Source organism: Sphingobium sp. Z007, assembly GCF_900013425.1.
In the GTDB taxonomy this organism is placed as follows: domain Bacteria; phylum Pseudomonadota; class Alphaproteobacteria; order Sphingomonadales; family Sphingomonadaceae; genus Sphingobium.
The window spans coordinates 2,530,818-2,555,626 of sequence record NZ_FBXK01000005.1; the positions used below are offsets into that span (position 1 = coordinate 2,530,818).

Genomic DNA, 24,809 nt, shown 5'->3' on the forward strand with positions numbered 1-24,809 from the left:
CCTATCGAAAAGAGGAGACTCCCATGGTGCAGCACACGATAGCGAGCCTGGCCGAAAAGATGCAGCAGATCGATTTCGCCATGCTGTCCACTCATACGGAGGATGGCCATATCGGCGCCCGTCCGATGAGCAACAATCACGATGTGGCCCATGGCGGCGACAGCTATTATTTTACCACCGAAGACACGCTGATGGTGCGCGATATCGAGCGCGATCCGCGGGTCAGCCTGTCTTTCCATGGCAAGAGCGGCCTGTTCGGCCAGCGCCCACTGTTCATCGCGCTGGAGGGCCGCGCCGACCTGATCCGCGATCGCGCTCGGTTTGATGAACATTGGAACCCCGATCTGGAACTCTGGTTCGAGGATGGCGCCGACACGCCGGGTCTGGTGATGATCCATGTCCATGCCGAACGCGCCCATTATTGGGACGGGCAGGATGAGGGCGAACTTGAAATCGACGTGACGCATTGACCGCGATGCGCGGCAGGACCGTCGCCCGGCTGGTGCTGGCCGCCGCTTACGCCTTTGCCGGTATCGCGCATCTGACGCGGCCGGCAGGTTTCCTGGCGATCACGCCCCATTGGGTGCCCATGCCCGAGCTGGCGGTGGCCCTGACTGGCGTGGCCGAATTGGCCGGCGCCATCGGGCTGATGATCCCGCGGTTGCGCTCCGCGGCGGGCATCGGCCTTGCCCTCTACGCGCTGTGCGTGTGGCCGGCCAACATCAACCATGCATTGAACGATATCCCGCTGGGCGGCGTGCATCTGGGCTGGTGGTATCATGGGCCGCGGCTGGCGCTGCAACCCGTCATCATCTGGTGGGCGCTATGGGCCAGCGGGGTCATCGACTGGCCGTTCCGTCGCCGCCGATAACAAGAGAGCGCGAGGGACGGCGCGCGTCATGTCCCCCAAAGGTAGGGGGCACGCGCTAGACGGTTGTCTTTCAGGCCCAGCAGCTTAGGGTAATGCGCGCAATCCCGAAACGGGAAGTCTATCATTGGCGAGGCGGCATGACCCGGCATATTCCCTGGATTTTGACGGCGATCATCGGCGCGGTCGCGCTCAGCGTCGTAGCCGTGTCGCGTGGCGAGGCTGTCAATGCGCTGTGGATCGTGGTCGCGGCGGTCAGCTGCTTCCTGGTCGCCTATCGCTATTATGCCCTTTTCATCGCCCGCCATGTGATGCGGTTGGACCCTGCGCGGCCCACGCCGGCGATCCGCCGCGCCGACGGCCTCGATTATGTCGCGACTGAAAAGTCCGTTCTGTTCGGCCATCATTTCGCGGCGATTGCAGGCGCGGGGCCGCTTGTTGGTCCCGTGCTGGCGGCGCAGATGGGCTACCTTCCCGGCACACTGTGGATCATCGTCGGCGTCGTGCTGGCGGGCGCGGTGCAGGATTTCATGATCCTGTTCATCTCCATGCGCCGCGACGGCAAGTCGCTGGGGGAACTGATCCGCATGGAAATGGGGCAGGTCGCAGGCACCATCGCCCTGTTTGGCGCTTTCATGATCATGGTCATCATCCTCGCCGTGCTGGCGCTGATCGTGGTGAAGGCGCTGGCGGAAAGCCCCTGGGGCATGTTCACCGTCGCCGCCACCGTGCCGCTGGCCATGGCGATGGGTGCCTATACCCGCTGGATCAGGCCGGGGCGCATCGGCGAAGTGTCGCTGCTGGGCCTCGTCGGCCTGCTTGCGGCGATCGTCTATGGGCAGGCGATATCGCTCTCGCCGGTCTGGGGTCCGATCTTCACCTTCACGCCCGTCCAGTTGTGCTGGATATTGATCGGCTATGGCGCGGTCGCCTCCGTCCTGCCGGTCTGGCTGCTGCTCGCGCCGCGCGATTACCTCTCGACCTTCCTCAAGATCGGCGCGATCGCCGCGCTCGCCATCGGCATCGTCATCATGGCCCCGCCGCTCAAAATGCCGGCGCTGACCCAGTTCGTCGGCGGCAACGGTCCGGTCTGGGCCGGCGGTCTCTTCCCCTTCCTGTTCATCACCATCGCCTGCGGCGCGGTGTCCGGTTTCCACGCGCTCATCTCCAGCGGCACCACGCCCAAGCTGATCGCGAGCGAAGCCCATGCGCCGATGATCGGCTATGGCGCGATGCTGATGGAGGCGTTCGTGGCGATCATGGCGCTGGTCGGCGCGTCGATCCTTGACCCTGGCATCTATTTCACGATGAACAGCCCGGCCGCGCTGATCGGCACCGATGCGGCGAGCGCATCGGCCGCCGTCACCGCCATGGGTTTCCCGATTTCGCCCGACCTCATCGCCCAGACGGCCAAGGATGTGGGCGAACATAGCATCATCAGCCGCGCAGGTGGCGCGCCGACGCTGGCGGTGGCGATGGCGGAAATCTTCAGCCATGTCGTCGGCGGCCCGGCGATGAAGGCCTTCTGGTATCATTTCGCGATCCTGTTCGAGGCGCTCTTCATCCTCACCGCAGTGGATGCAGGCACCCGCGCCGGGCGCTTCATGTTGCAGGATCTGATCGCGCTGGCCGTGCCATCCTTCAAGGACACGACGAGCCATGTGCCGGGGATCGTCGCCACGGCGCTGACCGTCGCGGCCTGGGGCTTCTTCCTCTATCAGGGCGTCACCGATCCGCTAGGCGGGGTGAATACGCTGTGGCCGGTGTTCGGCATCTCCAACCAGATGCTCGCGGCGATCGCGCTGATGCTGGGCACGGCCGTGCTGTTCCGCATGAAGCAGGACAAGTTTGCCTGGGTCACGTTGGTCCCCACAATCTGGCTGCTGATCTGCACATTGTCGGCGGGCTGGCTCAAGCTGTTCTCGGCCGATGCCAAGGTCGGCTTCCTGGCCCATGCCGCCAAGTTCAGCGCGGCGGCGGATGCCGGCACGGTGCTGGCCCCCGCCAAATCGATGGCGGAGATGCAGCGCATCATTTTCAATGACCGAATCGACGCCGCGCTGGTGGCGCTGTTCCTGGCCGTCGTGCTGGCGCTGCTCTTCTTCACCATCCGCACCTGCCTTGCCGCCCGGCGAATCGCCACGCCGACGACGCGCGAAATCCCCTCGCAATTCGTGCCGGCCGAATGAGCGGGCTGTTCGCTACGCTGCGCCAGACCGCGCGATTGATGGTCGGCCTGCCCGATTATGACGCCTATTTGCGCCACATGGCCGCCCATCATCCCGGCCGGCCAGCCATGAACCGCACGCAGTTTTTTCGGAATCGGCAGGAGGCGCGCTACGGCGGGAAGAATGGTGGGCGCTGCTGTTGAACATCCCCCATTGGATAAAAGAAGATGACGGCCTTCGCTCGAAAACCCTGCCGCCAAATATTGCAGTTTCTGTAATATTACGACTGCAAAATCACGTTGAGCGACAATAAATTTCGTCAATACACCATTTGGGGTATTGATCCATCTCGTCGCTTTGCTAGGGCGCGCCATCCTTTGTGCCCGACAGCGTAAGGGATGTGTCCCCTGCCCATCCCTTGCGGCAGGGGACACGCATCAGCGCGATTTCTAATCAGATAGAATCCTCTGATGCTTCGGAGCCGATGCCAGCGCAACTAAATCGCGTAAAACCAATAATCTAGATCGGTCAGCGTCGCGCGTTGAACCCCGCGACCATCCCCGCCGTGATCGACAGCGCGATTTCCGCCGCGCCGATCGCGCCGATATCCAGCCCTGCCGGCCCGTCGATGCGGGCCAGGTCGCCAGCCCCAAAGCCCATCGCCCCCAGCCGCTCCAGCCGCGCCGCATGGCTCTTGCGCGATCCCAGCGCCGCGACATAGCCGGTGGGCGCGCGCAACGCCGCCACCAGCGCGGGGTCGTCGATCTTGATGTCATGGCTCAAGGTGACCACCGCGGTCGATTCGCCGGGGAAGCGCGCGGCGACCGCCTCATCGGGCCAGCGATCGTCTAATGCCACGCCTGGGAAGCGCTCCGCCGTCAGGAAGCGCCCGCGCGGATCGATCACCACCGGCGTCACGCCGATCGCCTGCGCCAGCGGCACCAGGCTCTGGGCGATCTGCACCGCGCCAACGATCAGCAGGCGGCGCGGCGGATCGTAGCGATTGAGGAAATCCTCCGTCTCGGCCGCTTCGCGCGTTACCCCGCTCTCCAAATCGGTCGCCAACGTCAGCGCCCGGCCCCGCGCGTTTTCCGCGGCAATCCGGTCGAACAAGGCGGACGCGAAACCCGCCTCGCTCACCGGCTGCACCAGCACGGCGATTTCGCCACCGCAGGGGAGGCCGACTTCCCAGGCATCGCCATCAGCCACACCATAGGTTTCGACATGCGCCGCGCGCCCGGCGATGACCTCGGCCGCGCGCTGCAACACATCGGTTTCGACGCAGCCGCCCGATATGCTGCCTTCGAACCGGCCGTCGGCGTGGACGATCATATGGCTGCCGCGCGGCCGCGGGGCCGATCCCCAGGTCGACACCACTGTCGCCAGCGCCAGAGGCGCGCCGCGCCATTCCTGTCCCTTGCGGATCACCGCGCCATTATCGTTCAATCGGAAACTCCCGGACGGTCTGCGACTTCGTCCCTATCGTCACTATGGTAGGCACTGCATGGCAGGATGGGATGCGGCTCCGCACAGTTCAATGCCTAATGCAATCGCCTGCCGCTCCACACGACCCGGCCGACGATATCCACCAGCGCCGGATCGATGTCGGCCCAATCCGGGTAGTGCGGATTGTCGCTCACGACGCTGAACCAGCCGCGCCGCGGCCCCATGGCTACCCGCTTGACCATCAACACCCCGTCCAGCCGCAAAACATAGACGCCGTCGCGCAGGCGGCTGGCGTCGTCGTCATGATCGACCATGATGTCGTCGCCATCGTTCAAGGTCGGCGCCATCGATTCGCCATCAACCCGGATGATCGACACGCGTTGCGGCCGCACCCCCAGGTGCCGCAGCCAGCGCGCGTCGAACGCCATCACGCCCGCCGCCTGCTCATCTTCGTCAAGCGACCCCAGCCCTGCCGACGCACCGAGCGCCAAGCGCGGCACCGCGACCACCGCCGGCATCCCGCGCATCCGGGCGGGCACCGCAACCGGCGCCGTCGTTCCGCCCAGCATCTGTTCGGGCACGCCGAAATAGCGCGCCAGCACGCGGCGATCCTCCTCATCCAGCTTGCGCGGCGTGCCGCGTTTGATGAACTGCTGAATATAGGCGGGATTGCGGCCGATCAGCCGGGACAGATCGGCATAATTTTCCCCCCGCTCGGCAATTAGCCGGTCGAGCGCAATGCGGGCGTGCTGCGATTCATCCATATCCAGTCCATAATGATAGGAATTTTCCTAGACAAGTAGGAAATTGGGTTAGAGATAGGAATAGGCCTATCGACTTGCAGCGGGCGAGTCGCACCAAACGGGGAGAAGAAAGCCAATGCTGCTGCGTATGATCGAGCAATTTCTTCGCGAATTTAAGATGCCACCAACCACCTTCGGACGGGCGTGCGCGCGCGATCCACGCCTGGTGTTCGACCTGCGCCTGGGTCGGCAACCCGGCGATCGCATAAAAAGACGTGTAGAACATTTCATGAACATCTATCGCAGGAGCATTAGCCAATGACAAGCCTGGATCATGGTTTCGGCGCGGCCAACCTCATCCGAAATAAAGGAATAGGAAATCGCCGCACGAGTCCGCTGCCGCCCCTGCTCGCGCAATTGCTCGCCCGCGCGGGCCAGCCGGCGATTGTCGAGCGGGCGGTCAGCCGCCCTTGGGCCAGCGCCCTGTTTGAAGGGCAGCGCCATATGATAAGGCTGCGCCTGAGCGGGGATGATTTCCCGGAACGCGGCACGGCGTTCATGGCCGGCCTTGCCGACGCCGAATGGGTGCTGCCGGGTCATTTTGTCGCCGATATCAGCGTCGATGATGGCGATGCGGACATAGAGAGCGTCTGGCTTGAACTGTCCGCCCTGACGATCGAAGACTGGTAAACTGCGACGGGCAGCTTCAGGCGGGTGTCAGATCGCCCGCCCTGAAGTTATGTCAGAACCATGTCCGTTCGCTTCGAGCGAAGTCGAGAAGCACGCAGCGCAAACGCCCTGTTTCTCGACTACGCTCGAAACGAACGGAGCAAGATGAAGTATTCCGCTTAGAGCGCGTGATGCCCTACCCTCGCCCGGTCATGGAGCGCAGCGCGCCCAGCGCGGCGCGCAGCGCTTCGTCGGCATCCGGCTCCACCGCCGGGCGCACCGGCACCGCCGATGCGACCGGCATGTCAGCGATAACGCCGCCATCGCCCGCCAGCGGCGAGATTTTGCGCGACCGATGCTTCAGGCCGCGCTCCAGCCGCTCGGTCAGCTCGCTGATCGACAGGCCGTGCGTGGAAGGCATGGGGGTAGAGGGCATCGGCAGCGGCGCGGGGCGAAGCGATTCGGCTGGCTGGGCGATGAAAGCGGGCGTCGCAGGCGGCGTCCATACGGCCTCGACCGGCGTCTCCGCGACCGCCGCAGCAGGCGCGTCCGCGCCATCATCCTCAATATCGTCTTCGACCAGGCTCGGTGCGGCGAAGGGACCGGCCGGCCGCAGGAAGGCCGGCTGCGGCAGGTACGCTTCGGTCAACGGCATCGGCGCGCTGGGCATGGCCAGCTTGCCGAGCGGCACGATCGTCTCGCGCTCCGGGTCGCGATGCGCCACCAGCGATCGGCGGCCCGATTCGGCGCGCGGAAAGATATCGATCCCGTCGAAATCGCGGCTCGCGAAGATGGGCGGACGCGACGGCGCGTCAGGATGGGCGTCGGCGCGCCGCAGGATCGGCGCTTCCGGTTCGATGCCCGGTGCAGCACGGCCCCGCGCCAGTGCGGTCAGCTTGGAGAATGCGAAACCCATTATATGTGCTCCCTGGACGCGATGGGCGCGTCCTTTCCCATTATCTTGTTCCGGCCCACCATCTTGACCTGATACGTCCGTGTCGCGGCGGGCCAGGCCGACCAGCCCGATCGCCATGATTCCGGCGAAGGCCGCCATCATCAGCCGCGCCTTCAATCCCAACGGCGGCGCCGCGGCCGGCAGCGCTTCACTGAGGCCACTGGACGCGACGATCATCTCGACCAGGCCGACCGGAATCCACAATATCAGCAACGCAGCCGCCAGGCCGGCCAGTGCCGTTATCGCTATCCCTCGCCTGCTGATGACTCGCGCCGCCACCTTTTGTTCAATCCTTGCTCATGCGGCCGCGCGCGCCTTTGACGGACGCGCCAGCAACCGCTGGTAAACAGGTTCGTAACGCACAATGTTTGACGACCAGTTACGATCGCGCTCCACGAAGGCGCGGGCCACGGCGCGGCGTTCATCCCATCCGTCCCGATTGGCGAACAGGTCCGCCAAGGCCGCGGCGACCGCGGCCGGATCATCGGGCGCGAACAAGGTGCCGGTTACGCCATCCTCAATCAGCTCGCGATGCCCGCCGACGCTGGAGGCGGCGACCAGGCGGCCCTGCGCCATTGCTTCCAGGGGCTTCAAAGGCGTCACCAAATCGGTCAGCCGCATCGCCTTGCGCGGATAGGCCAATATATCGACCTGCGCATAATAATGTTCGACCTGGTCGTGCGGCACCCGGCCGACGAAGACGATATGGTCCGCGAAGGGCGATGCCAGCGCTTGGTCCCGCAGCGCCTGTTCGCGCGGGCCGCCGCCGACCAGCAGCAGCTTGGCCCTGGGCCGGGCGCGCACGAGTCGCGGCATCGCGGCGATCAGGTCGTCCAACCCCTCATAATCATAAAAGCTGCCGATGAAGCCTACGACGTCCGCGCCTTTCAGCCCCAGCTTCGCGGTCAGCGCCGGGTCGCGATCGACCGGCGTGCCGAACTGGTCCATGTCGACGCCATTGGGCGACACGACGATCTTGTCCGCATCCACGCCGCGCGCGATCAGGTCGCTGCGCAGCCCCTCGCAGATCACCGCCACGGCATCGGCCGCGCGCACCGCATGAGTCTCCAGCTGGCGCGTCAGCCAATAGCGCGGATTGCCCTCGACCCCGGTGCCGTTGCCGACCGCCGCATCCTCCCAAAAGGCGCGGATTTCGTAGATCATCGGCAGGCCGTGGCGCTTGGCCACGCGCTGCGCGGCCATCGCATTCAACACCGGCGAATGGGCGTGGATGACATCCGGCCGCCACTGCCGCACCAGCGCGTCGATCGCATCGGCATGGGCGGAAATGTCGCGCCATTCGCGAATCAGGGGATTGCCAGTCGCCGGTTCGCCCGGCGTGCGGTGGAAGGTCAGGCCGTCCACCACTTCCTCTTGCGCGCCCGGCGCGGCATGGCGGTGGCCGGTGATGCCGCGCACCTCCCACCCCCTGGCCATCTGCGCGCGCAGGATCGCGCGGGTGCGAAAGGTATAGCCGCTGTGCAGCGGCAGACTGTGGTCCAGGACGTGGAGAATACGAGTCATAGCCCGATCTGTTTGCCGAAAAAGGTTTAACGGCCCGTCAACTCTGTCTCGCTAGTGGGGGAATCGTGCCGAACGGAATCACTCACACCACCATGATCGACGCGCGATGATCGACGCCCTGTCTCTGCTGATCAGCCATGGCGTGATCCTGCTCGCCGCCTGGCGGCTGTTGCCGCGCGCCGAACTGGATCGCGACCCGCCGCCATCGCTTCCTTCGGCATCGGAGCCGCACGCCGATGCGTGACCTCTTCTTCATCGCCTTCCTGGGGTTGTTCGGCCTGATGGGCCTGAAACGGCCGTTCCTGCTGGTGGCGGTCTATGCCTATATCGACATCGTCTCGCCCCAGCGCCTGTCTTATTTCCTGCTGAACACCATCCCCATCTCCGCCATGGCCTTTGCCGCGATGGTCGGCGCCTGGCTGGTGATGGACGACAAGAAGGATTGCCGATTTTCGGTGCGGCAGGGGCTGATGCTCGTCCTGGTGGCCTATTGCGGCTACACCACCATGACCGCCGATTTCCCGGTCGAAGCGCTGACCAAGTGGAATTGGGTGTGGAAAGCGATCATCGCGGGCATTTTCCTGCCGCTGGTCCTGCGCACACGGTTGCGGATAGAGACGCTAACCGTCTTCATGATCCTGTGCGCCAGCACCATCATCATCAATGGCGGCATGAAGACCGCGCTGTCGGGCGGCGGCTATGGCGTGCTCAACCTGATGGTCGAAAATAACAGCGGCCTGTATGAAGGCAGCATCATCAGCTGCGTCGCCATATCGCTGATGCCGCTCATCCTTTGGCTGTCGAACCATGGCACCATCTTCCCGCCGGACTGGCGCGTGAAGACCTTCTGCTATGCGCTGTGCCTGGCCTGCATGTTGATGCCGATCGGCACCGAAGCGCGCACCGGCCTTGTGTGCCTCGTCATCCTCTTTGGCATGATGCTGGTGCGATCGAAGCGCAAATTCGTCTATGGCCCGTTGCTGGCGGTCGCTGCGCTGGCGTCCATCCCCTTCCTGCCCGCCAGTTTCACCCAGCGGATGGAGACGATCGAGAATCATCAGGGCGACGAGAGCGCCGCCACCCGCGTCGCGGTGTGGATGTGGACGCTCGATTATGTGAAGCAGCATCCGGGCGGCGGCGGCTTCGACAATTATCTCCAGAACAGCTTCACCTATTTCGCCCAGAGCACCGTCGTCGATAGCGGCGGCGCGCGGATCGAGCGGCGCATCGTCACCGACAAGGGCCGCGCCTATCACAGCGCCTATTTCGAGATGCTGGGCGAGCAGGGCTATTTCGGCTTCTTCATCTGGGCACTGATCCACGGCATCTGCTTCATCCGCACCGAATCGATCCGTCGCATGTATCGGAAGCGCAACGGCCCGGACGAAGCCTGGATCTCTCCCTTCGCCTCGGCCCTGCAACAGGGCCATGTCGTCTATATGATCGGATCGCTGTTCGTGGGCATTGCCTATCAACCCTTCATCTTCATGATGCTGGCGCTGCAAATCGGGCTGGACACCTACCTGACTCGCCTGCGCAAAGATGCGGCGAAGCGCGACCTGAACGCCGCGCTGGGCGTCCAAAGGGGCTTTGCGACATGACCGGGGAATTGCGCCTGTTGGGCATAGCCCATGGCCTGCTGCTGGGCCTGTTGCTCGCCTGCCCGCTTATAGCGCCGGGCCTGCTGCCCTGGGGCATCGACGCCTTATTGCTGGTCGGCGGATTTCAGTTGCGGCTCGCCGATCGCCGTTTTGCGCCGCGTGTCGGGGCGCGGGAGTGGGTCAGCCATATAATGATGGCGCCGACGCGGCTGCTGCGCTGGGGCGCGGCCGCGGTAGTCGCGCTGATCGCCGGGCGGTCCGATATGGCCGTGTCCGTTCTGCTGGCCGCTCTGGTCTGCGAGTTGCTGGCCTATCCGCTAACCAACCGACTGGTCGGACGCATCACATTACCGTCGGCGGCACCGATCCTGATCCTGTTGATCGCCGCGCTGGGCCTGCCCGGTCCATCCACGCTGCACCTGATACTCAGCTTCCTGACGGGCGTTACTGCCGCCATGGCGTGGCTGCGCGGCCCTGATGGTGAGCCGCGCGCCCTGGCCGTCGTGCTGGGCGGCGGGGTCGCCGCCACCGCCGCAGCATGCCTCTTCCCCGGCACGCTGGCCTTTGCCGCCCCGATACTGACCGTCTGCGCGGCATGGACGCTAGCCTATCTGTCGCTGCTCCGCCGCCCGGTCACGCCCTGGCGTCTGGGCATCGCGCCGCTCAGGCTGCGACCGTCTGGGATTCGCTCACCGCTTTCCTGAACGCCTCGACAAAGGCGGGAATATCGTCGGGATTGCGGCTGGTGATGATGTTCCCGTCGATCGCCACCTGCATGTCCACCACCTGACCGCCGGCATTGGCGAGGTCGGTGCGCACCGACGGCCAGCTAGTGACGGTCTTGCCGCGCACAACGTCGGCTTCCACCAACAACCACGGCGCGTGACAGATCGCCGCCACGGGCTTTCCCGATTCGACAAAGGCGCGGATGAGCGCCACCGCTTTCTCGTTCGTCCGCAATGTATCGGGATTGGCGACGCCGCCGGGCAGGATCAATCCGTCATATTCGGCGATCTTCACCGCCTCCAGCGTGATTTCGGGCGTGATGGTGTCGCCCTTCTCGTCATGCTTCATGCCCTGAATGGGCTTCGTTTCGGGCGAGGCGAGCACGACCTCCGCCCCAGCGTCGATCAGGGCCTGGCGCGGATCGAACAGTTCGGACTGTTCGAACCCGTCGGTCGCGATCATCAAAATGCGGCTTTCTTCGATGGCGGGCATGGGATTTTCCTTCATTGGCACAGGTGTGTCCTAACGGGCCGCAGCGGTAGAAGTTGCGGAACGAAAGCGACGAACGGCGGGTTTTTCGGGCTTAAGCAACGATAAGATGGCGAGCAGGATATGATGGCCCAACCCCAGACCGCCGATGCACAGGAAGCCGTTCCCGGCATCACGCGGCGCAAGCTCAAGCGCGGCTGGGCCTATTATGATGTCGATGGCGACCGCATCACCGACCGCGACGAAATCGACCGGCTGAACGCGATCGCCCTGCCGCCCGCTTATGTCGATTGCTGGTATTGCCCATCGGGCCTGGGCCACATCCAGGCGACCGGCTATGACGACCGGGGCCGCAAGCAATATCGCTATCACCCCGACTTCCGCGCCGCGCGGGAGGCGGAGAAATATGCCGGATGCCCGGATTTCGGCCGCGCCCTGCCCAAGCTGCGCGCGCGGCTGGAAGCCGACCTGTCGCGCCGCGGCCTGCGCAAGGACCGGACTTTAGCCGCCGTCATCCGCCTGCTCGACCTCGGCAAATTGCGGGTGGGCAACGAACATTATGCGACGACCAACAAGAGCTTCGGCGCGACCACGCTGCGCCGCCGCCATGTCGACCTGTCCGGCAAGTCGCTGACGCTGCGTTACCGCGCCAAATCAGGCAAGGACCAGCAACTCACCATCACTGACGCCCGCCTGCTCCGCTTCGTGCGACAGGTGCAGGATCTGCCCGGCCAGCATCTGTTCCAATATCTGGACGAGGATGGCGACGCCCGCCCGATCACGTCCAGCGACGTCAACGCCTATATCGCCGACGCCATGGGCGGCCCCTTCACCGCCAAGCATTTCCGCACCTGGGGCGCGTCCACCATCGCCTTCGAAACGCTGGCGGCGGGGCATGTCTCCTTGAAGCAATTGCTCGAACCGGTAGCGCAGGCGCTGGGCAACACCCCCGCGATCAGCCGCAAATCCTATGTCCATCCCGCTCTTTTGGCGCTGTGCAAGGACGGGCAGGATGCCTGGCGGGAAGGGCTTCGCCTGCCGCGTCAGACGCGCTATCTGTCGCGCGGGGAGCGTGGCCTGATTGCGTTTCTCGACGGAATCGCGGATTGCACGCCGTTAGCAGTGGCGGCCTGATCCGCTAAACTATTAAAACGGAATAGCATGGCCGATACAAAAGACCCCGCCCCCGCCATTACGGTGCAGGCGCCCAATCTGCGCGCAATGTGGGACTCCACGATCGCCTGGTTCCAGGTCCATTATGTCCAGATCCTGATCGCGATCGGCGCGGCCGTCCTCATCTATCTGGCGCTGACGGCGCTGCGCGAACTGGGCAAGCGGCACAAGGGCCATCGCGGCGATCCGCTGGGCTATACCAACGTGCTGGGCCGCGCGGCGGCGCGCACCACCCATTATTTCATGGTGCTGGTCGCCGCCCGGCTGGTCGTGGGCTATGCCGACGCGCCGCCCGCGCTGGCCAAGACCATCGGCTTCCTCTTCACCATCGCCACCGTGTTGCAGGCCGCACTGTGGGCGCGGGAAATCATCCTGGGCCTTATCGAGCGCAAGACGCTGGCGGAGGATGGCGGAGGCGAGACGCTGGCCAACGCCATGGGCCTTATCCGCGTACTGGTCAGCTTTGCCCTGTTCGCGATCGCGACCATCGTGGTGCTGGACAATCTGGGCGTCAACGTGACTGGCCTGGTCGCGGGCCTGGGCATTGGCGGCATCGCCATTGGCCTTGCTGCACAGGGCATTTTCTCTGACCTGTTCGCTGCGCTCTCGATCATCTTCGACAAGCCGTTCCGGCGCGGCGAGATCATCCAGTTCGATCAGACGACCGCGCGGGTCGAGCGGATCGGCCTCAAAAGCACCCGCCTGCGCGCCATGTCGGGCGAGCGCAAGGTCGTGTCGAACGCCAATTTGCTGCAAAAGGAAATCACCAGCCTGCAGACGCTGACCCAGCGCCGCGTCACCTACGCCATCGGCATTATCTACCAGACCGACGAAGCGAAGGCGGAAGCGATCCCGGATTTGCTGAAGGACATTGTCGAGGCCGAAGGGCTGATCTTCGTCAATGCCGGGATCATCGCCTTTGGCGCCAGCAGCTTGGACTATCAGCTCAATTTCGACGTGCCAGACCCCGACCATCACGACTATTTCCAGATGCGCCACCGCATCGGCCTCGCCATCTGGAAACGCTTCAACGCGGAGGGCATAGAATTTGCTTATCCGACTCAGACCAGCATCACCGCCGGGCCGGACGGACGGGCGATCATGCCCTATGCCGAAGTGCAGCCAGTACGGTCGGTGGAGGAAAAGGGCTGAGAGTGGGGCCGGATGCGCAGCTTCGGGTGGAGCGGGTGGAGCGGGTGGAGTTACCGCAAGCGACCAAAGATGAACACTTGGCAGATGGGTTGCAAAACCGGCAAGCTGATCCCCCACTACCGTTACCCCAGCGAACGCTGGGGTCTCAGGAGACGATGCGATGCGGTCATTTAAGTGCCAGGTCTAACCGACTGGTGCCCTTGCGAGAGACCCCAGCCTTCGCTGGGGTGACGGGTTTTTACGTCGCCTTTCGCGTAAAGTTTCGCGCAAGGCAGAATGGCAGTAACCACCCTTCCTCGCCACCCGCAAACAAGCCGATATCTCTTCCCTTCTCCGCGCGCTCTGCGCCTCGGCGCGATTAAATTTTGTGAGCGAGGAAGCGCAGAGAAGGCAGAGAAAAAGCGCGACGGCGGCCTAGAGCGCGATGACGTTAGGTTGACCTATCTTGTCAATGTAAAGTCATCAGACCCTAAAGCCAGATTACAGACCACCGCCCCATAGCGTACCCGGCTGCAACAGCCCCTCGCGCAACGCCAGCCCGCCCTCCCGGTCCTCCGCCAGCAGCAGCGCGCCGTCCAGGTCGATCCAGTCCGCCCCCTGCGCCACCAGAGCGGCGGGCGCGATGCCGAGCGACGTGCCGAGCATGCAACCAACCATGATGCGAAAACCGCGCGCCCGCGCTTCTTTCGCCAGCGCCAGCGCCTCGGTCAGCCCGCCCGCCTTGTCGAGTTTGATATTGACCGCGTCGAAATCCTTGAGCCGGTCGAGGTCGGCGCGGGTGTGACAGCTTTCGTCGGCGCAAAGCGGCAGCTGCGCACGCACGCCCGCCAGCCTGTCCTCCTGCCCATGGATCACCGGCTGCTCGACCATCTCGACGCCCAGCGTCGCCAGCGCCGCCGCTTCCGCCGCAATGTCCATGGCGTGCCAGCTTTCATTGGCATCGACGATCAACCGCGCGTCCGGGGCGCCCGCGCGCACCGCCGCGATGCGCGCCCGGTCGCCCTCCCCCGTCAGCTTGCATTTCAGCAGCGCAAAGCCCCGCGCCGCAGCGGCCCTTGCATCCGTCTCCATCTTGGCCGGTTCCCCCAGGCTGATGGTCAAGGCGCTGCGCAAGGGCGCGGGCGCGTCCAGCCCGGCCAGTCGCCACACCGGCGCCCCGGCCTGCTTCGACTCCAAATCCCACAGCGCACAATCCAGCGCATTGCGCGCCGCGCCACGCGGCATATGGGTCAGCAACGCTTCCCGCTCCAGCGGCCCGGCATAGGCATGGAGCGCCGCGACGCAGCTCTCCGCGCTCTCGCCCTCATAATAGATGGCCGTCCCCTCGCCGCGCCCCTTATGCACGCCGTCACCCACGGTGCAGACGATGACATCGACATGGGTCTTGGCCCCGCGGCTGATGATGAAGGCCCCCGCCACCGGCCAGCGTTCGACTGTCGCGGAAATTATACGGATCATCGGCCTTCCCTGCGTCATCCATTGAAGATGTGTGACGCTGTCATATGCGCGAAACAGGATGAGCGGCATAGTCCGGCCATTCGACAAGGAGCATGTTTTTACAGTGACATCCCGTGACCTCACCGGCCTCCTCGCACTGACCGAAGCGGGGTATGCCGACAGCGACATCGCCCGTCGCCTGTCGGACATGGCCTGGCGCATCGGCTTTGGCGCGATCGGCTGGCCCTGGCTGCTCGCCAGCCTGTCGGGCGGTCGCCCGGCGGACAAGCGGGCGCTGCTGGACGAACTGCAAATACCGCATGACGCGCTGCCGCATCTGGGCAGTTGGAAGGCAGATGTCGGCTTCCTGCGCCATATCGTGCGGGAAATCGCCCGGCTGCGCCCTGCCCATGTGGTGGAACTGGGGGCGGGCGCTTCTTCGCTCATCGCCGCCCGTGCGCTGCAATTGCATGGCGGCGGGCGGCTGCACAGTTTCGACCAGCATGGCGGCTTCGTCGATGCGACCCGGCAATGGCTTGCCGACCATGCGCTCGACGTCGATATCCGCCACGCGCCGCTGACAAGCGAGAGCGCCGACTGGCCGGGGCGCTGGTATGCGATCGACGCGCTGCCCGATCAGATCGACCTCATCATCATCGACGGGCCGCCCTGGAGCGTCCACCCGCTGGTGCGCGGCGCGGCCGACAGCCTTTTTGCACGCCTGTCGCCCGACGGCGTTGTCCTGCTGGACGACGCCGCCCGCCCCGGCGAACGGCTGGTGGCGCGGCGCTGGCGGCAGCGTTGGCCCCATATCGATTTCCGGCTGGTCAAGGACGGGACCAAGGGCACGCTGGTCGGCCGTCGTCGCGACACCCGCCTGCCGGTTGCGAACGACAATGACGTGGGCCGCAACTGGCGCCATATCGGCCGCGCCGTCGCCATCGCCGCCTTGCTCGCTACCGGCTGGATCGCGCGGGGCGCATTGGGCGAATTTCCCCAGACCGCCCAAGCGAGCACCTTCCTGGACGAAGCCGCCGCCTCCCGCCGCGCCGGCCTGCTGCGTCAAGCCATGGCCTCCCAGGTCGAAACGGCGACCTTCGACCCGCAGGAGATCGAGCGCTCGACCGGCATCGTTCTCCCCGCCCTGCCGGAGGGTTGGCGCGTGACCGACGTTCAGCTTTTCCCGACCCCAGACAGCCCCGCGATCGCCATGTCCGTGCGCACGCCCCAGGGGGAGCCACTGTCCTTCTTCGCGGACCGGGCCGAAACCCCGGCGGAAGCCACGCCGCTGATCGCCCGGCGGCAGGGCGATGTCGTCGCCTATTGGGAGGTGGGTGCGATGGCCTATGCCCTGACCGGCCAGGCCGACGCCCGGCGCGTGCTGCAATGGGCAGGGGAGATGGCGGGCGATAGCTGAGGGGCCGCCCATGCGAATCGACCGACCCGCGCCGTAGGATTTTCCTGGCTTAGGGCGATTTGGCCGCAGTCGGATATTTCCTATCCCGTGAAATCGCTCTAAGCGCCGCATCCATGGAGGATGCCCCGCAACCCACCGCCCGCGCCGACGCGCGCCCCGCCCTTGGCAGCCTGGCGATGCTGTGGGGGTTCGCCCGGCGCTATCCGGGTCGCATCGCCGGCGCGCTGGCGGCGCTGATCGTTTCGTCGGCCGCGACGCTCGGCATCCCCAGCGGCTTTCGCCTGGTGATCGACAAGGGGTTCATGGGCGGCGGCGACATCAGCCGCTGGTTTGAATATCTGCTGCTGATCGTCATCATCCTGGCGATCGCCAGCGCGCTGCGCTTCTATTTCGTGTCCTGGCTCGGCGAGCGCGTAGTGGCAGACATACGCAGCGCCACCCAGGCCAATCTGCTGCGCCAGGCACCCCGCTTCTTCGAGGAGAACCGCCCGTCCGAAATCGCGTCCCGCATGACCGCAGACACAGCGATTGTCGAACAAGTAGTCGGATCGACGGTCTCGGTCGCGCTGCGCAATCTTGTCACCGGCATTGGCGGCCTGATCTACCTCTTCGCGCTCGCGCCCAAACTTGCGGCGATGCTGCTGCTTGGCATCCCGTTCATCCTGCTGGTGCTGATTGGCCTTGGCCGTCGGGTGCGCGGACTCTCACGCGCCAGCCAGGATCGGCTGGCCGACATCGGCAGCGTCACCAGCGAAGTGCTGGGCGCAATGAAAATCGTCCAGGCGTTTGGCCAGGAGGGGCGCGAGGCCGCCCGCTTCGACGCAACCGTGGAAAGCGGCTTCGCAACCGCGCGACGACGCATCGGCCTGCGCGCAGTCATGACGGCGGTGGTGATCGCGCTCGTCTTCGGGTCGATCACGGCCGTCATGTGGCAGGGTGCGCTCGACGTCGCCTCTGGCAAGCTGTCGGGCGGCAGCATCGCCGCCTTCGTCCTGACCGGCGGGCTGGTGGCTGGCGCGTTTGGATCGCTGTCAGAAAGCTGGGGCGACCTGCTGCGCGGCGCGGGCGCGGCCAGCCGCCTGCATGAACTGATGACCGCCCAGCCGGACATTGTCCCGCCGGCGCATCCCGCCATGCTGCCCAGCGGCGATCAAGGCGCGCATCTGCGTTTCGAGGATGTGCATTTCCACTATCCGACCCGGCCCGATCAGGCGGCGCTACATGGTGTCTCCTTCGCCGTCGCGCCGGGCGAGACGGTCGCGGTCGTCGGCCCGTCCGGCGCGGGCAAATCAACCCTCATCCAGCTCGCGCTGCGCTTCTACGATCCGGCTTCGGGCACCATTTGGCTGAACGGCGTCGCCCTGCCCGACGCTGATCCCGCGGCGTTGCGCGCCATGATGGCGATCGTGCCGCAGGACAGCGTGATCTTCGCCGCATCGGCCCGCGACAATCTGCGCTACGGGCGCTGGGACGCGACCGACGATCAGATTTGGGAAGCCGCCCGCGCGGCCAATGCCGAAGCCTTCCTGCGCGCCTTGCCGCAGGGTCTGGACAGCCAGATGGGCGAAGGCGGCGCGCGCCTGTCCGGCGGCCAGCGCCAGCGGCTGTCGATCGCCCGCGCACTGCTGCGCGACGCGCCGATCCTGCTTCTGGACGAAGCCACATCCGCGCTCGATGCCGAATCCGAACGACTGGTGCAGGACGCGCTCGGCCGGCTGATGCGGGGACGCACGACCATCGTCATCGCCCATAGGCTGGCGACGGTGCGCGCCGCGGATCGCATCCTCGTGATGGACGAAGGACGCATCGTCGAGCAGGGCAATCACACCGCTTTGGTGGCGCAGGACGGCCTCTACGCCAAATTGGCCAGTCTGCAATTTCAGGATGGCCCCGCGGCCTGATGCGGGCTTGAGCATATTGCGGTCCGATTGCATCAGCCCGGACACCTCTGGCATTTGTTTTATCCGGCTTCTCCGGCCTGCTGATGGCCCCATCCGGTTCGGAAAACGCTCCGGCTCGTCGGCGAAGCCAGGCGGCTAAGGCGCACACCGATTGGCCGGACGCTCTTCTGTCTCGCTATCCAGTTCTCCCTGACGAGGCGCGCGATCGGCAGCCAAAACCGGCTCGCACATTTTCCGTGTCGCCTTAATTCGTGCGGACGATATGATCGAGGATCGCGGGATGAAGCGGTCGTTCGAAAGCGCAGCCGGATTCGGGACCGCGGGTCCAAAGGACATGGGCGCGTCGCCCTTCGAAACCTGGCAACATGACCCACAGGTCGGTGCCGACCGTAAGCTTCATGAAGCTCTGCAAGCGAAATCCCGTGATCGAAACGTCAGTGATCCGGCTGGTGAACCAGGTTTCCCCCGGCCGCCGCACCTTGACCCCGATCTGCACATGGCGGCGTTCGGCCGCCCGCGCCTTGCGGTCATATTCTGCTTGTCGTTCCGCACCCATGATCGATACCGAGTCACCTCCGCCATATTATCGGCGACCGGGGTAAGCAAAAGGTTAAGCCCGCCGATCCATCGCAGCCATGCGGTCAGTGGCCGATCCTGATCCGCCGGTCTCGGCTCGCAGCGTGATACGGTTCGTCATGCATTGTGGCGCACCGCTAGCCGCCGCGTCCGCCAAAAAAAGGGCCGCCCGAAGGCGACCCCTTGCATAGCTGCAATCCGATGCTGATCCAACATGCCTGATCCGCAAAACCGGGAAGTCTGCGCGGATGTCGGCCGCTGGATATCAGCGATCAGAAATTGCCATATTGCTCGTTGCCGACGAAGCCCAGCTTCGTCACGCCTGCGCGCTTGATCTCGGCCAGCACCTCATCAACCGTCACATAGCGAGTCTGCGCATTGGGCTGGAACTGGAGTTCCGGCTCGACGGGCAGGCGCAGCGACTGTTGCAGATACTGACGCAGGGTCAGAAGGTCGATCGGCGATCCGTTCCAGGTGATGATACCGGCGGGGTCGATCGCGACCTTGTTCTTGACGGGATCAATCACGCTGTCGGTCGGCGGCGCGTTCTGCGGCAGGTCGATCTTCACCGCGTGGGTTTGGATCGGGATGGTGATGATGAACATGATGAGGAGAACGAGCATGACGTCGATCAACGGCGTCGTGTTCATTTCCATCATCGGTTCGCCATCATCGGAACCCATGCTCATTGACATAGCGAAATCTCCTTAATCGGCTGGTCAGAGGCGCTGCGTCGTCGAGCCGGGTTCCGGCTCGGAGATGAAGCCCACCTTGGGGAAACCAGCGCGCTGCATCGTATAGATGGTCCCGCCGATGCAACGATAGGGGGTGTTGATGTCGCCGCGGATATGCACTTCAGGCAGATCCTCAGGCGTCATATTCTCGACACCGCCCGCCTTCTTGATATCCGCTTCCAACTTCGCAACCGCACGGTTCAGCAGATCGTCGGAATTGACCTTGGTCATATTCCAGAAAACCTGGCAGCTGCCGTCCGACGCGGAGTTGACCGAGAGGGATACATTTTCGGGCTTGGTCGTGGTCGGTTCGAACGCAACCTTGGGAAGCTGCAACTCGACCGTCTGAACCACGACCGGGACCGCGATGAGAAAGATGATGAGCAACACCAGCATGACGTCGACGAGCGGCGTCGTGTTGATGTCGGACAAGGGCTTGTCGTCACCGCCGCCGGGGCCAACACTCATTGCCATTGATACTATCCTAACCTTGGTGTCGATGGCGCCTCGTCTCGCGAGGCCCACGTCCGGCGGGAAACAGGGCGGTCGCAGCCGCCGCCCGGTTTCCCAACCGGAATTTTAAGCCAGTCAGGCCTTGGTCGGCGCAGCAGCCGGCTTGGCGATTGGCGCGGCAGGCGCCGGGCCAACGGCCGGCTTCACGGCACCGTCGGAAACCAGATAGGCCAGCAGATCGACGGTGAAACCGTTCAACTGCTCGGCGATATTCTTGTTACGGCGCTGCAGGAAGTTGTAGGCGAGCACCGCGGGAACGGCGACGGCCAGACCCAGGGCGGTCATGATGAGCGCTTCACCGACCGGGCCGGCAACTGCGTCGATCGAAGCCTGACCGGCAGCGCCGATCTTGATGAGCGCGCGGTAGATACCGATAACCGTACCGAACAGACCGATGAACGGGGAGGTCGAACCGACGGTCGCGAGGAAGGCGAGGCCGCCACCGAGCGACGAGTTGATCGCGGCTTCCGAACGCGCCAGCGAGCCGTGCAGCCAGTCATGCGCTTCGACCGGGTCCTTCAGCTTGCCATGCTCTTCCTGAGCCTTGATGCCGTCATCGACGATCTGCTTATAGGCCGAGTTCTTTTCCAGCTTGGCCGACGCTTCCTTGAGCGAAGCCGAACGCCAGAAGGTCGCACGCACCTTCTTGCCCTGGTTGATCACCTTCTGCTGTTCGATCAGCTTGGTGAACAAAATGTAGAACGTGCCGACAGACATGCCGCACAGGATGATGAACACGGTCCAGGCAATGACGCCGCCCTGTTCAAGGGCTTCGACAAGACCATAGGGGTTTTCCGGCTTTGGCGCCGCAGCTGCGAGATACATCAACATGTTCAAGACTTCCCTCTCAATGAGATCAAGCTAGGGACAGGCGGCGCATGGCGCGCGCCTTCCCGATCAAATTATTCCGGCAGACGCCAGGTGATACGCCCGTTGTACGTATCGGGCATTTCCGCACCGTCAGATCCCTTGGCCGGCTTGAAGCGCGCACGCTTCGGCAGCAGGCGGCAGGTCGCCTCGTCGAGGTCGGCATGGCCGGTCGAAGAGGTGATGGTGCAGTTGGTCACCCGACCATCCGCGCCGATTTCCAGCCGGAAACCGGCCGTACCCGAACGCTCTTCGCGCTGGGCGCGGCTCGGATAGTCGGCATCGCTGAGCCACGAGCCAGGCTGGCTACGCGGCGAAGCACGCGTCGCAGCCTGAGGCGGCGGCGGCGGAGCAGCCGGCGGTGGCGGCGGTGCGGCGACCGGAACCGGATTGAACACCGGGGGGGGCGTCCGAACCGTCTGGATCGGCGGCGCTGGCGCCGGGGTCTGCACAATCGGCGGAGGCGCGACAACCGGCGGCGGCTCGATCGGCTGATCTGGCGGCGGCGGTGGCGGCTCCTCGTCCGGTGGTGGCGGTTCCTCCTTCACGTCGATCACGTTCAGCTGTTCTGCCGCCTTTTTGACATATTTCATGCCAAGACCGGTGACGAAGGCATAGCCAAGAACAGCGTGAATCAGGGCGACGATGACGATCGAGACAGTCCGACTCGATCCTTGCGAGTGGTCAGCATAGGCCATTCGGCAACGACACTCCTTAACTCATCTTACCAGTGGTTTATACAAAATCAGCCAAAAACGACCCAAGCCGACCAAGCTGCCCCAGTCGCCTTTGGCCCCTGCCCGTTCATTTGCTACCGCGCAAACTCCTATCGCGACGCATCGTGGCACGCAAACGCTTTATCGATTTGTTCATTTGCGGTTACCATTTCATATCGGAATGACTTGCCTGTGACATCCTTGCCACTGGCCAAAAACATAGGACGAAGCTGACAATGAAATCCGCCATCCGCTTGCGCCATCTGGGATTGCTCTGCCTCATTTCCGCCGCATCTCCCGCGGTTTTTCCGGCCTTTGCCCAGAGCGGGATGATGGTAACGCAACCATCATCTGCCCGGCCCGGCCTGTCCTATGCCGACATTGTGGACCTGGCGGATAAAGCATCGCTCGTGGCCAATGTGCGCATTCGCAACATCATCGCTTTGAAGCCAGAGCAGGCCGGTTCGGTCCCGGCAGGGCACAAAAGGCTGTTCGTCGAGGCCGATGTGACGGGGTTGATTCGCGGCGAAGCGGGAATCGCTCCCCTTGTAACCTATCTCTACGACGCGCCGCTCGACGGGCGCGGCAAGATAGCCAAGCTCAAAAAGGCGCAGGTCATTCTCTTCGCGCAGCCCGGCGAGCGCCCCGGCGAGATCCAGCTCGTCGCGCCCGACGCCCAAATCCCCGCTACCCTTGCCGAAGTGGACCGGGTCAAGGCGGTGCTGTCAGCGCTGGTGGCGCCCGGCGCGCCGCCGCGCATCCTGGGCCTGGGCGATGCCTTCCATGTCGCCGGCACGGTCGCGGGCGAAGGCGAGACGCAGATTTTCCTGCGCACCGAAAAGGGCGACCCGGTCTCGCTATCCATCCTGCGCCGTCCGGGCCAGGCGCCGCATTGGGCAGTGGCGCTGGGCGAGATTATGGACGAAGCCGCCCGCGCGCCCGAACCGGGCAGCCTGCTGTGGTATCGACTGGCCTGCACATTGCCCGCCACGCTGCCCGCCCGCACCGTACGCACGCTGTCGGTGCAGGATGCGGAAGCCGCACGCGCCGACTATGGCGTCGTGATCGCCGCGCTTGGCCCGTGCGGACGGACGCGCGCGCCATCCTGATTCGCACATGGGCCTGATTCGCAGATAGGCCTGATTCGCACGCAGGCGCGCGCTGCGGCCCGCTTTTCCTTGGACAGTTTCGCGCGGGCGGCTATCAGCGCGGCGTTCATCAGCCGCACAAGGAATACACGCCGCCATGACCAATCTGCACCGCCATGCCCCGCTGCGCGTCGCGCTTGTCGGCCTCGGCACGGTGGGCGGCGGGGTGATTCGGCTGCTCAACACCAATGGCGCTCTGATCGCCCGCCGCGCCGGCTGCCCGATCCAGATCGTCGCCATTTCCGCGCGCGACCGGAACAAGGATCGCGGCGTCGATCTGTCACCCTATGAATGGGTGGACGACATGACGACGCTCGCCACGCGCGACGATGTCGATGTCGTGGTCGAACTGATCGGCGGCGCGGACGGCCCCGCCCTCACCCTGGCGCGCCAATGCCTGACGCTGGGCAAGCCCTTCGTCACCGCTAATAAGGCGATGTTGGCGCATCATGGGCTGGACCTCGCCCGGCTCGCCGAACAGGGCGGCATCGCACTCAAATATGAAGCCGCGGTCGCAGGCGGCATCCCGGTCATCAAAGGCATGCGCGAAGGCGCCGCCGCCAACGAAATCAGCCGCGTCTATGGCATCCTCAACGGCACCTGCAATTATATCCTGACCACGATGGAGAAGGAAGGCCGGGGCTTCGACGCGGTGCTGAAGGAAGCGCAGGATCTGGGCTATGCCGAAGCCGATCCCAGCTTCGACATTGATGGGGTGGACGCGGCGCACAAGCTGACCATCCTCGCCAGCCTCGCCTTCGGCACCGAACTGGATTTCGACGCAGTTGCGACCACTGGCATCCGCCATGTCATCGCCGCGGACATCGCCGAAGCCGCCGCACTGGGCTTCCGTATCCGCCTGGTCGGCATGGCGCAGAACGGCCATGACGGCCTGTTCCAGCGCGTCCACCCGATGCTGGTGCCGCTCGACCATCCGCTCGCCCATGTCGATGGCTCCTTGAACGCCGTAGTGGCGGAGGGCAATTTCGTCGGCCGCCTGTTCTTCCAGGGTCGGGGCGCGGGCGACGGCCCGACCGCATCGGCCGTGGTCGCGGACCTGATCGACGTGGCGCGCGACGAATATGGCGACGCCTTCGCCATGCCGGTCGCCGCCCTGACGCCGCAAAACACCGCCGATGCCGGCGCACGCATCGGCCGCACCTATCTGCGCTTCAAGGTACAGGATCGTCCCGGCGTGCTGGCCGAAATCGCTGCCGCCACCCGCGACGCGGGCGTGTCGATCGAAAGCATGATCCAGCGGGGCGCCAACCAGGCGGACGGCGTGCTGGTGGCAATCGTCACCCATGCAGGCGAAGAGCGCTGCGTACGCGAAACGCTGGAGCGGCTGGCGGGGTCCGACAGTCTGCTCGACACGCCGATGGTCATGCACATTCTCGATTAAGTGCGCCTCAATGCTGTCCGACGCCCTTGAAGCGATCGGGCAACATCGGCGGTGGCGACAGGTCGGCATCGGGATCGACCACCGCGCCGATAGCCTTGACGGCGTCGGACAGGATTTTGCGGGCGTTCAAACCGCCGACGCACCCCGTGCCCTGTCCCCCGACGACGCCGCAACTGCCCTGCCGCACGGCGTTGGCCGATGCCCGCGGCGCTTCCCCCCGCAACGGGACGGCGGCGGCATCGCTTCCGCGCGGCAAGGGCAGCCGTTCTCGCGCATTGCGTTCCGCCTGCGTGCCGCACACGACGATCGTGTCCCCGCTTCGGTCACATCGCCGGACGACCTGCGTCTTGCTGCGATAGGCGGCCATTACAGCATCCTCGCCCGACTCTTGCGCCCGGACCGGCCACGCCATCGCCGGCAGGGCGACAAGAAGGATTCGTATCATCATGCCAGGAAAGCAGCCAATCATGGCCGCATCATGTCGCTGCGTGTCGCGGCGATCAGGTCGTCCCTGCTCGACAGGAAACGGACCGAGCGTTTAACGGGTCGATCCATGATAAGAGGCAGGGTAAGATGATGGTGCA

At 64.8% G+C, this 24,809-nt stretch carries 27 protein-coding genes; 15 read left to right on the top strand and 12 right to left on the bottom strand.

From position 1 onward, the window contains the following. The first annotated feature begins 23 nt into the window (after positions 1–23). From CEQ44_RS20200 to CEQ44_RS20215, 4 genes are all read left to right on the top strand, one after another. Positions 24–470, top strand: coding sequence for a pyridoxamine 5'-phosphate oxidase family protein (locus CEQ44_RS20200; RefSeq protein WP_088182282.1), 447 nt, complete (start codon positions 24–26; stop codon positions 468–470). A gap of 5 nt (positions 471–475) precedes the next feature. Then, complete coding sequence (locus CEQ44_RS20205; protein WP_088182283.1) at positions 476–871, top strand: DoxX family protein; 396 nt, start codon at positions 476–478, stop codon at positions 869–871. A 137-nt stretch (positions 872–1,008) separates the two neighbouring features. Beyond that, a complete protein-coding gene (locus tag CEQ44_RS20210; RefSeq protein ID WP_088182404.1) occupies positions 1,009–3,057 on the top strand; it encodes a carbon starvation CstA family protein in 2,049 nt (682 codons plus the stop codon). Beyond that, positions 3,054–3,239, top strand: coding sequence for a YbdD/YjiX family protein (locus CEQ44_RS20215; protein WP_088182284.1), 186 nt, complete (start codon positions 3,054–3,056; stop codon positions 3,237–3,239). Before CEQ44_RS20210 ends, CEQ44_RS20215 begins: the two co-directional genes overlap by 4 nt. A 325-nt stretch (positions 3,240–3,564) precedes the next feature. Here the strand turns inward: CEQ44_RS20215 and CEQ44_RS20220 are convergent, their stop codons facing one another. Both CEQ44_RS20220 and CEQ44_RS20225 read right to left on the bottom strand, forming a co-directional pair. Continuing rightward, positions 3,565–4,482 carry an XdhC family protein gene (locus CEQ44_RS20220; RefSeq protein ID WP_088182285.1) on the bottom strand — a complete coding sequence of 306 codons (918 nt, stop codon included), beginning with the start codon at positions 4,480–4,482 and terminating at the stop codon, positions 3,565–3,567. A gap of 95 nt (positions 4,483–4,577) precedes the next feature. Further along, positions 4,578–5,246: a S24 family peptidase gene (locus CEQ44_RS20225; RefSeq protein ID WP_088182286.1), complete on the bottom strand. Its 669-nt coding sequence runs from the start codon at positions 5,244–5,246 to the stop codon at positions 4,578–4,580. Between the two features lie 115 nt (positions 5,247–5,361). Here CEQ44_RS20225 and CEQ44_RS20230 point away from each other — a divergent pair, with 115 nt between their 5' ends. Further along, complete coding sequence (locus CEQ44_RS20230; RefSeq protein ID WP_088182287.1) at positions 5,362–5,547, top strand: hypothetical protein; 186 nt, start codon at positions 5,362–5,364, stop codon at positions 5,545–5,547. Then, entirely contained in the window at positions 5,544–5,915 is a 372-nt protein-coding gene (locus tag CEQ44_RS20235; RefSeq protein WP_088182288.1) for a hypothetical protein, read from the top strand. The genes CEQ44_RS20230 and CEQ44_RS20235 overlap by 4 nt, the downstream gene beginning before the upstream one ends. A gap of 175 nt (positions 5,916–6,090) precedes the next feature. On the opposite strand, the gene CEQ44_RS20240 is transcribed toward CEQ44_RS20235, so the two are convergent. After that, on the bottom strand, positions 6,091–7,128 hold the full coding sequence (locus CEQ44_RS20240) for a hypothetical protein (protein WP_254913778.1): 1,038 nt from the start codon (positions 7,126–7,128) through the stop codon (positions 6,091–6,093). An 18-nt stretch (positions 7,129–7,146) separates the two neighbouring features. Then, a complete protein-coding gene (locus CEQ44_RS20245) occupies positions 7,147–8,373 on the bottom strand; it encodes a TIGR04063 family PEP-CTERM/XrtA system glycosyltransferase (RefSeq protein ID WP_088182289.1) in 1,227 nt (408 codons plus the stop codon). Between the two features lie 106 nt (positions 8,374–8,479). On the opposite strand from CEQ44_RS20245, the gene CEQ44_RS24595 reads away from it, so the two are divergent. From CEQ44_RS24595 to CEQ44_RS20255, 3 genes are read left to right on the top strand one after another with little or no spacing between them, the layout of a single operon-like run. Continuing rightward, complete coding sequence (locus tag CEQ44_RS24595; RefSeq protein WP_176400195.1) at positions 8,480–8,617, top strand: hypothetical protein; 138 nt, start codon at positions 8,480–8,482, stop codon at positions 8,615–8,617. Then, positions 8,610–9,974, top strand: a complete 1,365-nt coding sequence (locus tag CEQ44_RS20250) for a putative O-glycosylation ligase, exosortase A system-associated (protein WP_088182290.1) — start codon at positions 8,610–8,612, stop codon at positions 9,972–9,974. Before CEQ44_RS24595 ends, CEQ44_RS20250 begins: the two co-directional genes overlap by 8 nt. Then, the gene (locus CEQ44_RS20255; RefSeq protein ID WP_088182291.1) at positions 9,971–10,678 is read left to right on the top strand and encodes a hypothetical protein; all 708 of its coding nucleotides are present in this window, start codon (positions 9,971–9,973) and stop codon (positions 10,676–10,678) included. Before CEQ44_RS20250 ends, CEQ44_RS20255 begins: the two co-directional genes overlap by 4 nt. Here CEQ44_RS20255 and CEQ44_RS20260 read toward each other — a convergent pair. Further along, positions 10,638–11,192, bottom strand: a complete 555-nt coding sequence (locus CEQ44_RS20260) for a type 1 glutamine amidotransferase domain-containing protein (protein ID WP_088182406.1) — start codon at positions 11,190–11,192, stop codon at positions 10,638–10,640. The genes CEQ44_RS20255 and CEQ44_RS20260 overlap by 41 nt on opposite strands. A 123-nt stretch (positions 11,193–11,315) precedes the next feature. Between CEQ44_RS20260 and CEQ44_RS20265 the strand changes: the two genes are divergently transcribed. Together CEQ44_RS20265 and CEQ44_RS20270 are read left to right on the top strand one after the other, a co-directional pair. Beyond that, positions 11,316–12,323 (top strand): DNA topoisomerase IB, encoded by a 1,008-nt coding sequence (locus CEQ44_RS20265; RefSeq protein ID WP_088182407.1) that lies wholly within the window; start codon positions 11,316–11,318, stop codon positions 12,321–12,323. Between the two features lie 27 nt (positions 12,324–12,350). Then, positions 12,351–13,514 (top strand): mechanosensitive ion channel family protein, encoded by a 1,164-nt coding sequence (locus CEQ44_RS20270; RefSeq protein WP_088182292.1) that lies wholly within the window; start codon positions 12,351–12,353, stop codon positions 13,512–13,514. Between the two features lie 480 nt (positions 13,515–13,994). Here the strand turns inward: CEQ44_RS20270 and dgcA are convergent, their stop codons facing one another. Further along, entirely contained in the window at positions 13,995–14,972 is a 978-nt protein-coding gene (gene dgcA / locus CEQ44_RS20275; RefSeq protein ID WP_088182293.1) for an N-acetyl-D-Glu racemase DgcA, read from the bottom strand. A gap of 103 nt (positions 14,973–15,075) precedes the next feature. Between dgcA and CEQ44_RS20280 the strand changes: the two genes are divergently transcribed. Both CEQ44_RS20280 and CEQ44_RS20285 read left to right on the top strand, forming a co-directional pair. Then, positions 15,076–16,368, top strand: coding sequence for a class I SAM-dependent methyltransferase (locus tag CEQ44_RS20280; RefSeq protein ID WP_088182408.1), 1,293 nt, complete (start codon positions 15,076–15,078; stop codon positions 16,366–16,368). Positions 16,369–16,481: 113 nt separating this feature from the next. Next, the gene (locus CEQ44_RS20285) at positions 16,482–18,269 is read left to right on the top strand and encodes an ABC transporter transmembrane domain-containing protein (protein ID WP_088182294.1); all 1,788 of its coding nucleotides are present in this window, start codon (positions 16,482–16,484) and stop codon (positions 18,267–18,269) included. Positions 18,270–18,513: 244 nt separating this feature from the next. On the opposite strand, the gene CEQ44_RS20290 is transcribed toward CEQ44_RS20285, so the two are convergent. The 5 genes from CEQ44_RS20290 to CEQ44_RS20310 all read right to left on the bottom strand — a co-directional run bounded on the left by CEQ44_RS20290 (position 18,514) and on the right by CEQ44_RS20310 (position 21,657). After that, complete coding sequence (locus tag CEQ44_RS20290) at positions 18,514–18,825, bottom strand: PilZ domain-containing protein (protein WP_088182295.1); 312 nt, start codon at positions 18,823–18,825, stop codon at positions 18,514–18,516. Positions 18,826–19,117: 292 nt separating this feature from the next. Next, the gene (locus tag CEQ44_RS20295) at positions 19,118–19,540 is read right to left on the bottom strand and encodes a biopolymer transporter ExbD (RefSeq protein WP_088182296.1); all 423 of its coding nucleotides are present in this window, start codon (positions 19,538–19,540) and stop codon (positions 19,118–19,120) included. A gap of 24 nt (positions 19,541–19,564) precedes the next feature. Next, on the bottom strand, positions 19,565–20,053 hold the full coding sequence (locus CEQ44_RS20300; RefSeq protein WP_088182297.1) for a biopolymer transporter ExbD: 489 nt from the start codon (positions 20,051–20,053) through the stop codon (positions 19,565–19,567). Between the two features lie 114 nt (positions 20,054–20,167). Continuing rightward, positions 20,168–20,923, bottom strand: coding sequence for a MotA/TolQ/ExbB proton channel family protein (locus CEQ44_RS20305; RefSeq protein WP_176400196.1), 756 nt, complete (start codon positions 20,921–20,923; stop codon positions 20,168–20,170). Between the two features lie 71 nt (positions 20,924–20,994). Further along, positions 20,995–21,657, bottom strand: a complete 663-nt coding sequence (locus CEQ44_RS20310) for an energy transducer TonB (RefSeq protein WP_088182299.1) — start codon at positions 21,655–21,657, stop codon at positions 20,995–20,997. A 254-nt stretch (positions 21,658–21,911) separates the two neighbouring features. Between CEQ44_RS20310 and CEQ44_RS20315 the strand changes: the two genes are divergently transcribed. Next, positions 21,912–22,784: a hypothetical protein gene (locus CEQ44_RS20315; protein ID WP_176400197.1), complete on the top strand. Its 873-nt coding sequence runs from the start codon at positions 21,912–21,914 to the stop codon at positions 22,782–22,784. Between the two features lie 136 nt (positions 22,785–22,920). Beyond that, positions 22,921–24,225, top strand: a complete 1,305-nt coding sequence (locus CEQ44_RS20320) for a homoserine dehydrogenase (RefSeq protein ID WP_088182300.1) — start codon at positions 22,921–22,923, stop codon at positions 24,223–24,225. Between the two features lie 7 nt (positions 24,226–24,232). On the opposite strand, the gene CEQ44_RS20325 is transcribed toward CEQ44_RS20320, so the two are convergent. Then, positions 24,233–24,673: a hypothetical protein gene (locus CEQ44_RS20325; protein WP_254913779.1), complete on the bottom strand. Its 441-nt coding sequence runs from the start codon at positions 24,671–24,673 to the stop codon at positions 24,233–24,235. Positions 24,674–24,809: the final 136 nt, after the last annotated feature.